This window comes from Streptomyces sp. NPDC008137 (genome assembly GCF_042957035.1).
In the GTDB taxonomy this organism is placed as follows: Bacteria; Actinomycetota; Actinomycetes; order Streptomycetales; family Streptomycetaceae; genus Streptomyces.
On the sequence record NZ_JBIBHN010000010.1, the window covers coordinates 77,808 to 91,496 of the forward strand.

The window sequence follows — 13,689 nt, forward strand, 5'->3', positions numbered from 1 at the left end:
TCCCCTACTTCGCGACGGCGGCGGCGAGCTTGGACAGCGGCTCCGCGAGGGCGTTCACCGCGTCCGAGAGCTCCTTGCGATCCGCCTTGCCGACCTTGTCGTACGAGGTGAAGTCGTAGGACGTGGTGTTCGGGCGGTACTGGTCGAGCAGGGTGTTCAGCGCGGTGAACTGCTTGTCGAGTTCGGTGACGAGGGCCGCGTCGTTCTCCTTGGCGACCGGCTTCAGCAGCTCGTACGACTGCTGCGCGCCCTCGACGTTGGCCTTGAAGTCGACCAGGTCGGTGTGCGAGTAGCGCTCCTCCTCGCCGGTGACCTTGCCCGTGGCGACCTCGTCGAGGAGTTCCTTGGCGCCGTTGGCCATGGAGGTGGGGGTGATCTCGGCCTTGCCGACCCGCTTCTGCCAGTCCTTCAGGTCGGTGACGAGCGTGCCGGCGAGTTCCTTCTCGCGGTCGCCGATCTTCTTGTCCTGCCAGAGGGCCTTCTCCAGGCGGTGCCATCCGGTCCAGTCGGTGGCCGGATCCTGGCCGTCCTCCAGGCCGTCCTCGCGGACGTCGACCTTCGGGTCGATGTCGCCGAAGGACTCGGCGACCGGCTCGGTGCGCTCCCAGCCGATGCGGGAGGGGGCGTACGCCTTCTTCGCGGCCTCGATGTCGCCGTCCTCGACGGCCTTCGCGAACGTCTCGGCCTTGGGCAGTGTCTCGTCGGCCTGTGCCTGGACGTAGGCGCGGTAGGCCGCCACCGCCTTGTCCAGGCGCGGGTCGCGCCGGACGGCCTTGCCACCGGTGACCTTGACGGCCTGGCGGATGCCCTTGCCCTTCATGCCGGGCTTGCAGGCGATCTGGTAGTCGCCGGCCTTCACCTCGGCGGTGACGCGCTGCTTGGTGCCGGGGCCTATGTTCTCCCGCTCGGTGACCACGCGGTCGTCGGGGAAGAGGACGTAGACCTCGGTGACCTTGGACCCCTTGTTCTCGACGGCCAGTTCGACGTGCCCGGCCGGGAACTCCTTCTTCGACACCTCGCACTTGTCGTCCGTCGCCGTGACGTGGACGACGTGGTCGCCGTCCTTCCCGCCGCCCTTCTCGGTGCAGCCGGTGACGGTGGTGAGGGCTGCCGCGACGGCGATCGCGAGGGAAGCGGGTCTGGCGGGTCGCATGAGGGCTCCAGGGAAGGGAAGGTGAGGCTCACCTAAGGACCACATCAGGATGCCTGAATGGCTCAAAATCGCCGTCATGGATGAGTCAAGGAGTGGTCAAGGCTCCCGCCGGGGGGTCACCAGGAGCGCTCCGGTCCGGGGGTGCGGAAGGACCTCGACGGCCTGGTCGTGGACGGGCCTCTCCAGTACGGTCATCCAGCCTTGCCTGCGCTCTCCGCCGGTCGTCGTGGCGGTGGAACGGTTCAAGGCAGAATTGCCCTCGTGACTGACTACGACGTACTCCGCGTCTTCTGCGGGCCGCGCGGTGGATACGGCAATGAACTCGGGGTCGTCCGCGAGGGTTCGGTGCTGCCCGGGGAGAGCGAGCGGCAGGAGTTCGCCGCGAAACTCGGGTTCAGCGAGACCGTGTTCGTCGACGACCCCGAGCGCGGCGTGATCGACATCTACACGCCGACCCTGCGGCTGCCCTTCGCCGGGCACCCCTGCGTCGGGACGGCGTGGCTGCTCGACGTGCCCGAACTGGTCGTCCCCGCCGGGATCGTCGGTGCCAGGCAGGACGGGGAGTTCTGCTGGATCGAGGCGCGGGCGGAGTGGGTGCCGCCGCGCACCCTGCGGCAGTACGGCAGCGCCGCCGAGGTCGACGACCTGGCCGTACCCCCGCCCGGGGAGTGGGTCTACGCCTGGGCCTGGGAGGACGAGCCCGCCGGCCGGGTCCGCGCCCGGGCCTTCCCCGGCCGCGGCGACGGCATCGACGAGGACGAGGCGACCGGGGCGGCCGCCCTGCTGCTCACCGACCGGCTGGGCCGGGCCCTCAACATCACCCAGGGTGCGGGCTCCCAGTTGCTGACCGCGCCCCAGCCGGGCGGCTGGACCGAGGTCGGCGGCCGGGTGCACCTCGAGCGCTGAACCAGGCGGTGGCCTCACGGACTCACACCGATACGGCCCCACGTCCGCACCGGTCTACGCCGACAGCGGGAACTCCTCGCCCAGCTCCTGGAACACCGCGTTGTTCAGCGCGTACGCCCGCTTGCACTCGGCCACGACCCGCTGCCGCTCCAGCTCGTCGCCGGGCACCGCGTCCAGCAGCGCGCTGTAACCCCGCTTGAAGGCCGCCGGGTTGGAGATCTGCTCGAAGACGTAGAAGCGGACCCCGTCGCCCTTCTTCGGGAAACCCCACGCCTTCTCGGCCGTGTCGCGGATGATCTGCCCGCCGGAGAGGTCGCCGAGGTAGCGGGTGTAGTGGTGGGCGACATAGCCGGCCGGCCAGGCGTGGGCGCACTCGGTGATCCGCTCCGCGTACGCCAGGGTGGCGGGCAGCGCGCTGATGCCCGATCGCCAGCCGGGGCCGCGCAGATACTCCAGGTCCTGCTCCAGCGAGGCCATGCGGAACAGCTCCGGGCGGACGAACGGGCCGGCCACCGGGTCCGCCGCGAGCCGCGTGGCCACCGACTCCAGCGCCCCATACACGAACCACAGCTGCTCCGTGTAGCGCGCGAACGCGCCGACGCCCAGTTTGCGCCCCAGCAGGTCGCTCATGAAGGTCGAGCCCCTGACCTCCTCGTGCTGCTCTCGGGAAGCGGTCCGAATGAGGGTCGAGAAGGAGTCCATGGGCGCCACTTTCTATGGTTAGGCTAACCTAAGTCAATAGCCTTGCCGACCTGTTGTCGGTAAACTTCCCGACGCGATGTCGGTAAAACCCGCCGGGGGCAAGCGAACGGCCCGCCCTCCGGGGAGAGCGGGCCGTTCAGCGGTGTGGGTGCGGATGCTAGGGCAGCGTGAGGATCTCCGCGCCCGTGTCCGTCACCACCAGCGTGTGCTCGAACTGGGCCGTCCGCTTGCGGTCCTTCGTCACGACCGTCCAGCCGTCGTCCCACATGTCGTACTCGTGCGTTCCGAGCGTCAGCATCGGCTCGATCGTGAACGTCATCCCGGGCTGGATGACCGTCGTCGCGTGCGGGGAGTCGTAGTGCGGGATGATCAGGCCCGAGTGGAACGAGCTGTTGATGCCGTGACCGGTGAAGTCCCGGACCACGCCGTAGCCGAAGCGCTTGGCGTACGACTCGATGACCCGGCCGATGATGTTGATCTGCCGGCCCGGCCGGACCGCCTTGATCGCGCGGTTCAGGGACTCCCGCGTCCGCTCCACCAGCAGCCGCGACTCCTCGTCGACCTCGCCCACCAGGTACGTCGCGTTGTTGTCGCCGTGCACGCCGCCGATGTACGCCGTCACGTCGAGGTTCACGATGTCGCCGTCGCGCAGGACGGTGGAGTCCGGGATGCCGTGGCAGATGACCTCGTTGACCGAGCTGCACAGCGACTTCGGGAAGCCGCGGTAGCCCAGCGTCGAGGGGTAGGCGCCGTGGTCGCACATGTACGCGTGCGCCACCTTGTCCAGCTCGTCCGTGGTCACCCCGGGGGCGATCAGCTTCGCGGCCTCCGCCATCGCCCGGGCGGCGATCCGGCCGGCGACGCGCATCGCCTCGATCGTCTCGGGGGTCTGCACCTCCGGTCCGGTGTACGGCGTCGGCGCGGGCTTGCCGACGTACTCGGGGCGACGGATGTTTCCGGGCACGGGACGGGTGGGGGACAGCTCCCCCGGGACGAGCAGCGACTGGCCAGACATGCCAGCGAGTCTAACCAGCGCCCATGGGGGAACATGTCGATGGCGAGAGGAGCTGGTCATGGCCCTGTTCAAGAAGCGCACGGTCGGCAAGCCGGGTGAGTGGTACTACTGCCTGGAGCACAAGAAGGTCGAGGAGGGGCCGGAGTGCCCCAACAAGGACCGTTTCGGGCCGTACGCCTCCCGCACGGAGGCCGAACACGCGATGGCGACCGCCCGCGAGCGCAACCTTCAGTGGGAGAACGACCCCAAGTGGCACGACGCCCCGGCGGGCGGCAGGGACGACGAGAGCTGATCCCGCCCACGCCCGGGGCCGCGGCCCCGGGCGTTCGCATGCCCCGGGCGCCTCAGGCCTCGGCAGCGGGATGCCCGGACGTCACCAGCGGGCGGGCGGCGGGGCCGTCAGGTGCTCCGCCAGCCGCGCCACCCGGTCCCGCAGGCGGCGCCGCCCCCGCGGGGCGGGCAGGGCGTTCTCCCCGGCCGCCGCGCTGACCAGGTGCTGCACGGTGGCAAGGTCCAGTTCCGAGCCGTCCGGGACGGCCAGGGCCTCGTGCGCCAGCGACGGGAGCTCGCCCTGGCCGGGGCCGAGGGCCAGGACCGTCGCCCCGGCGCGCCGGGCGTCGGACACCCGTTCAAGGAGTGGCGCGGCCGGTCCGTCGGGGGACACCACCAGCAGCGTCTCGCCCCGCCGGGCCGCCTCCAGGCGCCCCAGACCGACCGCGAGATGCGCCGGGTCGCAGGGGCGCGCGCCGTGCCGTACCAGCGTCGGTGCCAGCTCCGGCGTGCCCGACCACGCGGCCTCGTCCACCAGATGCGCGGCCAGATGCCACGGCTCGTACTCCGGCGTGCCGACGAGCAGCAGCCCGCCCCCGTGCGACACCACCGAACCCCGCAGCGCCCCGGCGAACCGCCGCGTGGCGCCCAGCCACTCGGTCCCGGCGAGCACTTCCCGCAGCAGCGCGACCCGTACGGCATCCATGCGCCGCATCCTGCCCCGACCGGTCACTCGTGACGGGGAATTCACCACGAATTCGCCCGGCTCGGGCAGGGGGAACGGTCACCCGTGCCGCTGTCGAACAACCGGAGGAACCCGCCGATGACCGAGACCAGCGTCCCCTTCCGCGCCGGCCACGAGGGATACGCCAGCTTCCGGATCCCCGCCCTCGTCGCCACCGTCCCCCACTCACGGCTCCGCTCGAGCGGGGGCACCCCCATCGGCACCCTGCTCGCCTTCTGCGAGGGCCGGGTCGGCTCCCGGGACGACTTCGGCCACATCGACGTCGTCCTCAAACGCTCCACGGACGGCGGCCGCACCTGGGGCCCGCTCCAGGTCGCCGCGAGCAACGGCGACGCCCTCGCCGGCAACCCGGCCCCCATCGTCCTCGACACCGGACGCGTCCTGCTCGTGCACGTGCGCAACGCGGCCCTCGCCACCGAGGACGCCATCCGGCGCGGCAAGGTCAGCGCGGCGGACGGGCGCCGCGTCTGGGTGCTCCACAGCGACGACGAGGGCCTCACCTGGTCCGCGCCGAAGGAGATCACCCAGGAGGCCAAGCGGCCCGAGTGGCGCTGGTACGCCACCGCACCCGGCCACGCCATCCAGCTGAGCACCGGCCGGATCGTCGTCCCCGCCAACCACTCCCTGCCGCCCACCGGCACGGACAACGGCACCGAGGGCCGCTACAACGGCGGCCACTGCCTGCTCAGCGACGACCGGGGCGCGACCTGGCGGATCGGATACGTCGACGACACCACCGACGCCTACATCAACGCCAACGAGACCACCGCCGCCGAACTCCCCGACGGCCGCGTCTACTTCAACACCCGCAACGACTCCACCTCGCCCGGCACCCGCGCCGACGCCCACTCCGCGGACGGCGGGCAGACCCTGGTGAAGCCCTTCCGTCCCCAGGCCGGCCTCGCCGCCCCCGTCTGCGAGGCGAGCGTCCTGCAACTCCGCGACCCCGACCTGCTCCTGTACTCCGGCCCCGCCGACCCGGGCTTCCGCGCCCTGATGACGATCCGCGCCTCCGCCGACGGCGGCACCACCTGGCGCCCGGCGTTCACGGTGGACGGCCTGCCCGCCGCGTACTCCGATCTGGTCCGCGTCGACCCGGACACCGTGGGGCTGTTGTACGAGACCGGCGACTTCGGCGCCTACGAGACGATCACCTTCCGGCGGGTGCCCGTGACCGAGCTGACCTGAACCGCCCGGGGCACCGGCGCGGACGTAGAGTCGGGGCCATGACCTCTACCGACAGTGCTGCCACCGACAACGCCCAGAAGGCCCCCGCCAAGGACCCCTGGGACCTGCCCGACGTCTCCGGACTCGTCGTCGGTGTGCTCGGCGGGACCGGGCCCCAGGGCAAGGGCCTCGCCTACCGGCTCGCCCGGGCCGGCCAGAAGGTGATCATCGGCTCGCGGGCCGCCGAGCGCGCCCAGGCGGCGGCCGGGGAACTCGGGCACGGCGTCGAGGGCGCCGACAACGCCGAGACCGCGCGCCGCAGCGACATCGTGATCGTCGCCGTACCGTGGGACGGCCACGGCAAGACGCTCGAGTCCCTGCGCGAGGAACTGGCCGGCAAGCTCGTCGTCGACTGCGTCAACCCGCTCGGCTTCGACAAGAAGGGCGCCTACGCCCTCAAGCCCGAGGAGGGCAGCGCCGCCGAGCAGGCCGCCGCCCTGCTGCCGGACTCCCGGGTCACCGCCGCCTTCCACCACCTGTCGGCCGTGCTGCTCCAGGACCCGGAGATCGACGAGATCGACACCGATGTGATGGTGCTCGGCGAGGTCCGCGCCGACGTCGAGATCGTCCAGGCCCTCGCCGGCCGCATCCCCGGCATGCGCGGCATCTTCGCCGGGCGGCTGCGCAACGCCCACCAGGTGGAGTCGCTGGTGGCGAACCTGATCTCCGTGAACCGCCGCTACAAGGCACACGCGGGGCTGCGCCTCACCGACGTGTGAGCCGGTGAGGCGCATGGGGGACACTGGTGGCGTAGCAGTGTCCCCCGACAGGAGTCGACCGAAATGCCCCGCCTTGCCGTTTACGCCCTGATCGTCTGCGTCCTCGCCGTGGCCGCGGCCGTGGTCTCCTTCGTGCAGGGCAGCTGGCTGGGGATCGTCTGGGTCCTGCTGGCCGGGTTGTCGTCCAACATGGCCTGGTACTACCTACGGCGCGCCAGGGCACAGAAGTCGGTCACGCACTGACCGCTTCCGTCACGGGGCCGCCTGGCAGAACTCGTTCGAGCCCTGCCAGAAGCGATACAGCTCCTGACCGCAGTACGTCTCCAGGTCGCTGATCCCCAGGGACTTCAGGATCGTGTCGATCACGTCGAAGAACACGCCGTTCACCGCGGGCAGCCACAGCAGCGCGAACACGAACAGCAGGCCGAACGGCGCGAACGGCTCCACCTGGCGCCGGATCTTGTACGACAGCCATGGCTCGATCACGCCGTAGCCGTCCAGGCCCGGCACCGGCAGGAAGTTCAGCAGCGCGGCCGTCACCTGGAGCAGGGCGAGGAAGGCCAGCGCGAACCGGAAGTCGCTCGGCACGCCGTCCAGGGCGTCCAGCCAGAACGGGGCCGTGCACACGATTGCGAACAGCACGTTCGTCAGCGGACCCGCGGCCGAGATCAGGCTGTGCTTCCAGCGCCCCTGGATCCGCCCCCGCTCGATGAACACCGCGCCACCGGGCAGGCCGATCCCGCCCATGATCACGAAGATCACCGGGAGCACGATGCTGAGCAGGGCATGTGTGTACTTCAGAGGATTCAGCGTGAGGTAGCCCTTGGCGCCGACCGAGATGTCGCCGCTGTGCAGGGCGGTGCGCGCGTGCGCGTACTCGTGCAGACACAGGGAGACGATCCAGGCCGCCGTCACGAAGAGGAACACGGCGACGCCGGGTTGCTCCGCGAACCCGGTCCAGGTCGCCCAGCCCGTGACCGCCGTCACGGCCATGATCCCGACGAACACGGGACTGATCCGCCGCTCGCTGTGGCGGCTGGTGGCGGTGGTCATGGGGCTCCCTGCACTCCTCGGGCACGCGATGGGACTGCCCGACCGTACCGGGCGCGGACGGAAAACGTCTCGCGCGGGTCGGTCGGTTCCGGGGAGGGTGGGGGCATGAGGCTGTGGCACGTGTTCTACGAGGACTGGCAGATCGAGTGCTGCGGCACGGTGTTCTCGGTCGGGGAGGAGGTGAGCTGGCCGCTGCTGCTCCAGGACTCGGACCGGGTGCTCGGCGGTGGCTGGCACGACCAGCTCACGAAGGTCGCCGGGCCGGTGGAGGACGTGGGCGGGGTCCGGGTCCTGCGGGAGGCGACCGGCCTCACGGTGGCGCTGGGCGGGGACCCCGACAGCGACGAGGACCGGCGGCCGAGGCCTGGCGACTGGACCAGGTCGGTCGGCCTGCTGTCGGTCGAGCGGCACGGCGGGAGGTGGCCGGAGGCCCGGGGCCGGGTGCGGGCCGTGCAGGTGCTGACCCAGGCCTGGGCGGAGAGCGCGCCGGGCTCGCGCTCCTACGAGCCGGTCGCGGGGGAGCGGTGGCTGCGGGGGGTGGAACGGTGCCCGAAGCGGTTCACCGAGACCGACGACGGACGCGGCGGGCGACAGCGCGAGTCCGGGGTGATCGCGACCCTGGAGGTACCGGCCACGGACTCCCCCAGCCCGACCCCGAGCCCAGCGCCCTGACCCTGTACAAGCTCCTCTCCACCCCGACCCCGTCCGCCCGCCGCACCGCATATCGCCGTGACCCCGCTCGTACCACCGGAGACAATGGACCCCGTGCGCTATCGCATCCTCGGCACCACCCAGGCGCTCCGCACCGACGGCACGGTCGTTCCGGTGGGCGGGGCGCGGTTGCGTGCGCTGCTGACCGTGCTCGCCCTGCGGGCAGGCCGGACCGTGCCCGTGGGGCTGCTCGTCGACGAGGTGTGGGACGGTGCGCCGCCCGCCGACGGGCCGGCGGCGCTGCAGGCGCTGGTCGGGCGGTTGCGGCGGGCGCTCGGGGCGGACGCGGTCGCCTCCGCCGACGGCGGGTACCGGCTCGCGGCCGCGCCCGACGACGTCGACCTGCACCGGTTCGAGCGGCTGGCCGGCGAGGGAGTGCGGGCCCTGGCCGACGGCGATCCCGCCAAGACCGCCGTCATCCTCGACGACGCCCTCGCCCTGTGGCGCGGCCCGGCCCTCGCCGACCTCCCCGACCGCACCGCCGAGGCGGCCCGCCTGGACACCCGCCGCCTGGACGTCCTGCGTGCCCGCCATACCGCCGCCCTCGCCCTCGGCCAGGCCGACCAGTCCCTGCCGGAGCTGACCGCCCTGTGCGACGGCCACCCCCTGGACGAACCCCTCCAGACCCTGCGCCTGCGCGCCCTGCGCGACGCGGGCCGCGCGGCGGAGGCCCTGGACGCCTACGAGGAGGTCCGGCGGTCGCTCGCCGACCGGCTGGGGGCCGACCCGGGGCCGGAACTACGGTCCCTGCACGCGGAGTTGCTGAGCCTCGGGGACGGCCCCGCGTCCGCCGCCGAGCCCCGGCCCGTCGGCAATCTGCGGGCCCGGCTGACCTCCTTCATCGGCCGCGAGAGCGACATCGAGACCATCCGGGGCGATCTCACCACCGCCCGGCTGGTCACGCTGCTCGGGCCCGGCGGGGCAGGCAAGACACGGCTGTCGCAGGAGGCCGCCGAGACCGTACGGTCCGCCATGTCCGGCGGCGTCTGGCTGGCCGAACTCGCCCCGGTCGACGACCCCGCCGCCGTCCCGGAAGCCGTGCTCACCGCCGTAGGAGCTCGCGAGACGGTGCTGTACGGCGCCGGCGCCGAGGGCATGCGGGCCGCCGTGGCCGACCGGCTCGACGACCCCGTCGAGCGGCTCGCCGAGCACTGCTCCCGCCCCGGCATGCTGCTGATCCTCGACAACTGCGAGCACGTCGCCGACGCCGCGGCCCGGCTCGCCGAGGAACTGCTGGAGCGCTGCCCGGGCCTCACCGTCCTCGCCACCAGCCGTGAACCCCTGGGCGTGCCGGGGGAGTTGCTGCGTCCCGTGGAGCCGCTGCCCGAGCCGGTCGCGCTGCGGCTGTTCGCCGACCGGGGCGCGGCGGCCCGGCCCGGCTTCCGGGTCCAGGACGACCCCGGGGCGTGCGCCGAGATCTGCCGGCGTCTCGACGGACTGCCCCTGGCCATCGAACTCGCCGCCGCCCGGCTGCGGATGCTCACACCCCGCCAGATCGCCGACCGGCTCGACGACCGCTTCCGCCTCCTCACCTCCGGCAGCCGTACCGTGCTGCCCCGCCAGCAGACCCTCAGGGCCGTCGTCGACTGGTCCTGGGACCTGCTCGACGAGGACGAACGGGACGTCCTGCGGCGGCTGTCTGTGTTCGCGGGCGGCTGCGACCTCCCCGCCGCCGAGGCGGTGTGCGGGCCGGTCGCCCTGGAGGCACTCGGCTCGCTCGTCGACCGCTCCCTGGTCGTGGCGGCGCCGCCCGGCGGGTCGGCCGACGGCGAGATGCGCTACCGGCTGCTGGAGACCGTCGCCGAGTACGCCGCCGAGCGGCTGGACGAGGCCGGACAGCGCGCCGAGGCGGAGCGCGCCCATCTGACGTACTTCCGCGAACTCGCCCGCGTCACCGACCCGCTGCTGCACGGACCCGGCCAGCTCGCCGCCATCCACCGGCTGGAGCGGGAGTACGAGAATCTGCGCACCGCCCTGCGCCACGCCGTCGCCCTGCGCGACGAGCAGGAGGGGCTCTGCCTGGCGCTGTCCCTCGTCTGGTACTGGCAGATGCGCGACCTGCGCATCGAGGCCCGCACCTGGTGCCGCGAGGTCATGGCGCTCGGCCCCGACCCCTTCACCGAGCCCGTCCACCGCGCCGCCCCGGTCTGGCGGCGCTGCACCGACGCCCCGCCCCCGATGACCGGCGAGGTCCTCCAGGAGGCCCGGCGCGGGGTCCACCTGGCCCATCTCGCCTGCATGGACACCGAACTGGACGCGTGGCAGACCCCGCGGGCCCAGCAGAAGCTGCAGATCATCGCCGATACCTACGAGCCCGGCCTCCCGCAGACCTGCCGGCTCCCCGGCCTGCTCTGGTTCTTCGCCGTGATGCTGACCGGCGACATGGACCGGCTGCGCGTCGTCATGGAGGCGTCCATCCGCACCTGCCGGGAGACCCCCGGCTTCGAGTGGGAGCTGGCCTCCGGCCTCCAGATGCGGGCCAACTTCCTCGCCAACCGCACCGACTGGGCGGGCGACGCCGCCCAGGACGCCGACGAGTCGCTGGAGATCTACCGGCGCCTCGGCGACGCCTGGGGCACCGCGGAGGCCCTCTCCGCCCGCGCCGAGACCCACGAACGCAGGGGCGCCTACGCCTTGGCCGCCGCCGACTACGAGGCGGCCATCGCGCACGCGGAACAGCTCGGCGCCCACGGCCAGACGGCCGTGCTCACCGCCCGGCTCGGCAACGCGCTGCTGGAGGCCGGCGAGGAGGAGCGCGGTGAGCGGCTGCTGCGCGAGGTGATCGCCGAGCGCGGGGACTCGATCAGCGAGGCCATGCCCGCCGCCCGCCTCTTCCTGGCTGTCTGGCTGGGGCTGACGAGCCGGGTCCCCGAGGCACGCGAGCAACTGCGGCGGCTGCGGCAGGACTTCCGTATCGCCCACTTCATCGTCTTCGACGCGTTCATCCTGGGCGCCGAGGCCTGGCTGGACGCCGTGGAGGGGCGGCACGCGGAGTGCCTGGACCTCATCCGCGATGCGCTGGAGCGCGCCGCCGATCCGCGCTCGCAGGTCATCGCCCCCCATATGCGGGCGGTGTACCTGACCATCGGGGCAGGAGCCCTGGCGGGCCTCGACGGCGGGCACCGCGCCCGCGACGCGGCCCGCTGCCTCGGCGCCGCCGACGGCCTCCTGCCGCCCGGCCATGTCGCGGCGCGGCAGGAGCGCGAGACCCGTGAGCGGGCGGAAGCTCTGGCCCGGGCGGTGCTCGGCGACCCGGCGTACGAGAGCGCGTACGCGGAAGGCGGCGGCCTCTCCGCCGAGGAGGCCACCGCCCTGGTGTGACGCGCAGGGCCCGGAGGCGGGCCCTGCGCTCAGCTCTTCGTGCGGAACTTGTGGATCGCGATCGGAGCCATCACCGCCGTGATCGCCACCGACCAGCCGAGCGTCACCCACAGGTCGTGCGCGACCGGCCCGCCGACCATCAGACCGCGCGCGGCGTCCGCCAGCGTGGACAGCGGGTTGTAGTCGGTGAAGGCCTGCAGCCAGCCCGGCATCGAGGTCGTCGGCGCGAAGATCGACGAGCCGAACTGGAGCGGGAACAGCACCAGGAAGCCCATCGCCTGCACGGACTGCGCGTTCTTCATGATCACGCCCAGGGTGAGGAACACCCACATGATCGACGAGGCGAACGCCGTCGACAGGGCCACGGTCGCGAACAGCCCGAGCCAGTTCTCGATCTCGAACCCGACGGCGACGGCGACGATCATCAGCACGGCGGTCGCGAACAGCATCCGCAGCAGCTCCACCGAGATCTTCGCGAAGAGCACCGAGCCGCGGCCGATGGGAAGGGACCGGAAGCGGTCCATGACACCGGAGTTGAAGTCCTGACTGAAGCCGGTGCCGACGCCCTGGGACAGCGTCATGCTCATCATCGCGATCATGCCGGGGATCACGTACTGCACGTACCGGTCCTGCCCGCCGCCCAGCGCCTGCCCGATCGAGCCGCCGAAGACGAACACGAACAGCAGGGTGAAGATGACCGGCATCAGCAGCGCGTCGGCCATCGACTCCGGGTCCTTGCGGATCCACAGCAGATTGCGGCGGACCAGGGCCCCGGTGTGGCGCAGATGGGCGCGCGGCGAGATTCGGGCGTCCGCCTCGCCTTCGTGGAGGGCTGCGGTGGCGGCGCTCATACGGCGACCTCCTGACGGTCGTCGGCGGGCACGGTGTCCTGCGGGGCACTGGCGCGATGGCCGGTGAGGGACAGGAACACCTCGTCGAGGCTGGGCAGTTCGGTGGTGATGGAGGAGAGCGTGATGCCGCGCGAGGTGACGGCGCCGACCACGGCGGTGAGCTGCTCGTCGCTGAGGATCGGCACGAGGACGTCGCCCCGGTCGGTGTCCACGGTCGTGGTGGCGAGCCCGGTGATCCCCAGCTCGTCCAGCGCGGCGGCGAGAGGCCGCAGCTGCGTCGGATCGGCCGGGCGAATCCGCAGCGCGCGGCCGCCGACCTTCGCCTTCAGCTCCTCGATGGCACCGCCCGCGATGACCTGTCCGCGGTCGACGACCGTCAGCTCGGTGGCGAGCTGCTCGGCCTCCTCCATGTACTGGGTGGTGAGCAGCACGGTGACGCCGTCGCCGACCATGCGCTTGACCTCGTCCCACACCTCGTTGCGGGTGCGCGGGTCGAGCCCGGTGGTCGGCTCGTCCAGGAAGAGCACGGCCGGCCGGCCGATCATCGAGGCGGCCAGGTCCAGCCGTCGCCGCATGCCTCCGGAGTACGTCGCCGCGGGCCGCTTGGCCGCCTCGGTGAGCGAGAAGCGCTCCAGCAGCTCGTCGGCCCGGCTCCGGGCGCTCTTGCGGGGCAGATCGAGCAGCCGCCCGATCATGTACAGGTTCTCCCAGCCGGAGAGCTTCTCGTCCACGGATGCGTACTGCCCGGTGAGTCCGATCACCCGGCGCAGCTGCCGGGGCTGCCGTACGACGTCGTAGCCGACGACGGTCGCCCGGCCCGAGTCGGGGGCGAGCAGCGTGGACAGGATCCGCACCAGGGTCGTCTTTCCGGCCCCGTTCGGCCCGAGTACCCCCATGACGGTGCCTTCGCGCACGTCCAGGTCGACCCCGTCCAGTGCCTTGGTCTCGCCGTAGTGCTTCACCAGCCCCCGCACGGTGACCGCGGCGCCGCCGGCGTGTGTGTCGATTCGCGTCAT

At 72.3% G+C, this 13,689-nt stretch carries 14 protein-coding genes; 7 read left to right on the plus strand and 7 right to left on the minus strand.

Features of this window, described 5'->3' with window-relative positions; translation table 11 throughout:
* Positions 1-4: 4 nt before the first annotated feature.
* On the minus strand, positions 5-1,153 hold the full coding sequence (gene efeO / locus ACFZBT_RS18800) for an iron uptake system protein EfeO (protein WP_391104648.1): 1,149 nt from the start codon (positions 1,151-1,153) through the stop codon (positions 5-7).
* 261 nt (positions 1,154-1,414) lie between these two features.
* Here efeO and ACFZBT_RS18805 point away from each other — a divergent pair, with 261 nt between their 5' ends.
* A complete protein-coding gene (locus ACFZBT_RS18805; RefSeq protein WP_391104651.1) occupies positions 1,415-2,059 on the plus strand; it encodes a PhzF family phenazine biosynthesis protein in 645 nt (214 codons plus the stop codon).
* 54 nt (positions 2,060-2,113) lie between these two features.
* On the opposite strand, the gene ACFZBT_RS18810 is transcribed toward ACFZBT_RS18805, so the two are convergent.
* The gene (locus tag ACFZBT_RS18810) at positions 2,114-2,761 is read right to left on the minus strand and encodes a biliverdin-producing heme oxygenase (protein WP_391104654.1); all 648 of its coding nucleotides are present in this window, start codon (positions 2,759-2,761) and stop codon (positions 2,114-2,116) included.
* A gap of 157 nt (positions 2,762-2,918) precedes the next feature.
* A complete protein-coding gene (map, locus tag ACFZBT_RS18815) occupies positions 2,919-3,776 on the minus strand; it encodes a type I methionyl aminopeptidase (RefSeq protein ID WP_391104657.1) in 858 nt (285 codons plus the stop codon).
* 58 nt (positions 3,777-3,834) lie between these two features.
* Between map and ACFZBT_RS18820 the strand changes: the two genes are divergently transcribed.
* On the plus strand, positions 3,835-4,068 hold the full coding sequence (locus ACFZBT_RS18820) for a hypothetical protein (protein WP_102913475.1): 234 nt from the start codon (positions 3,835-3,837) through the stop codon (positions 4,066-4,068).
* Between the two features lie 81 nt (positions 4,069-4,149).
* Here the strand turns inward: ACFZBT_RS18820 and ACFZBT_RS18825 are convergent, their stop codons facing one another.
* The gene (locus tag ACFZBT_RS18825) at positions 4,150-4,752 is read right to left on the minus strand and encodes a hypothetical protein (protein WP_391104660.1); all 603 of its coding nucleotides are present in this window, start codon (positions 4,750-4,752) and stop codon (positions 4,150-4,152) included.
* 117 nt (positions 4,753-4,869) lie between these two features.
* Between ACFZBT_RS18825 and ACFZBT_RS18830 the strand changes: the two genes are divergently transcribed.
* The 3 genes from ACFZBT_RS18830 (at position 4,870) to ACFZBT_RS18840 (ending at position 6,980) form a co-directional block, all read left to right on the plus strand.
* On the plus strand, positions 4,870-5,979 hold the full coding sequence (locus tag ACFZBT_RS18830; RefSeq protein ID WP_391104663.1) for an exo-alpha-sialidase: 1,110 nt from the start codon (positions 4,870-4,872) through the stop codon (positions 5,977-5,979).
* 38 nt (positions 5,980-6,017) lie between these two features.
* Complete coding sequence (npdG, locus tag ACFZBT_RS18835) at positions 6,018-6,737, plus strand: NADPH-dependent F420 reductase (protein WP_391104666.1); 720 nt, start codon at positions 6,018-6,020, stop codon at positions 6,735-6,737.
* A 63-nt stretch (positions 6,738-6,800) separates the two neighbouring features.
* Positions 6,801-6,980, plus strand: a complete 180-nt coding sequence (locus ACFZBT_RS18840; RefSeq protein WP_391104669.1) for a hypothetical protein — start codon at positions 6,801-6,803, stop codon at positions 6,978-6,980.
* A gap of 9 nt (positions 6,981-6,989) precedes the next feature.
* On the opposite strand, the gene ACFZBT_RS18845 is transcribed toward ACFZBT_RS18840, so the two are convergent.
* Entirely contained in the window at positions 6,990-7,790 is an 801-nt protein-coding gene (locus tag ACFZBT_RS18845) for a site-2 protease family protein (RefSeq protein ID WP_391104672.1), read from the minus strand.
* 105 nt (positions 7,791-7,895) lie between these two features.
* Here ACFZBT_RS18845 and ACFZBT_RS18850 point away from each other — a divergent pair, with 105 nt between their 5' ends.
* Together ACFZBT_RS18850 and ACFZBT_RS18855 are read left to right on the plus strand one after the other, a co-directional pair.
* Entirely contained in the window at positions 7,896-8,462 is a 567-nt protein-coding gene (locus ACFZBT_RS18850; protein WP_391104675.1) for a DUF6578 domain-containing protein, read from the plus strand.
* 84 nt (positions 8,463-8,546) lie between these two features.
* On the plus strand, positions 8,547-11,822 hold the full coding sequence (locus ACFZBT_RS18855) for a BTAD domain-containing putative transcriptional regulator (protein ID WP_391104678.1): 3,276 nt from the start codon (positions 8,547-8,549) through the stop codon (positions 11,820-11,822).
* Positions 11,823-11,851: 29 nt separating this feature from the next.
* Here ACFZBT_RS18855 and ACFZBT_RS18860 read toward each other — a convergent pair whose 3' ends face one another.
* Complete coding sequence (locus ACFZBT_RS18860; protein ID WP_391104681.1) at positions 11,852-12,673, minus strand: ABC transporter permease; 822 nt, start codon at positions 12,671-12,673, stop codon at positions 11,852-11,854.
* Positions 12,670-13,689 carry an ATP-binding cassette domain-containing protein gene (locus ACFZBT_RS18865; protein WP_391104684.1) on the minus strand — a complete coding sequence of 340 codons (1,020 nt, stop codon included), beginning with the start codon at positions 13,687-13,689 and terminating at the stop codon, positions 12,670-12,672. The genes ACFZBT_RS18860 and ACFZBT_RS18865 overlap by 4 nt, the downstream gene beginning before the upstream one ends.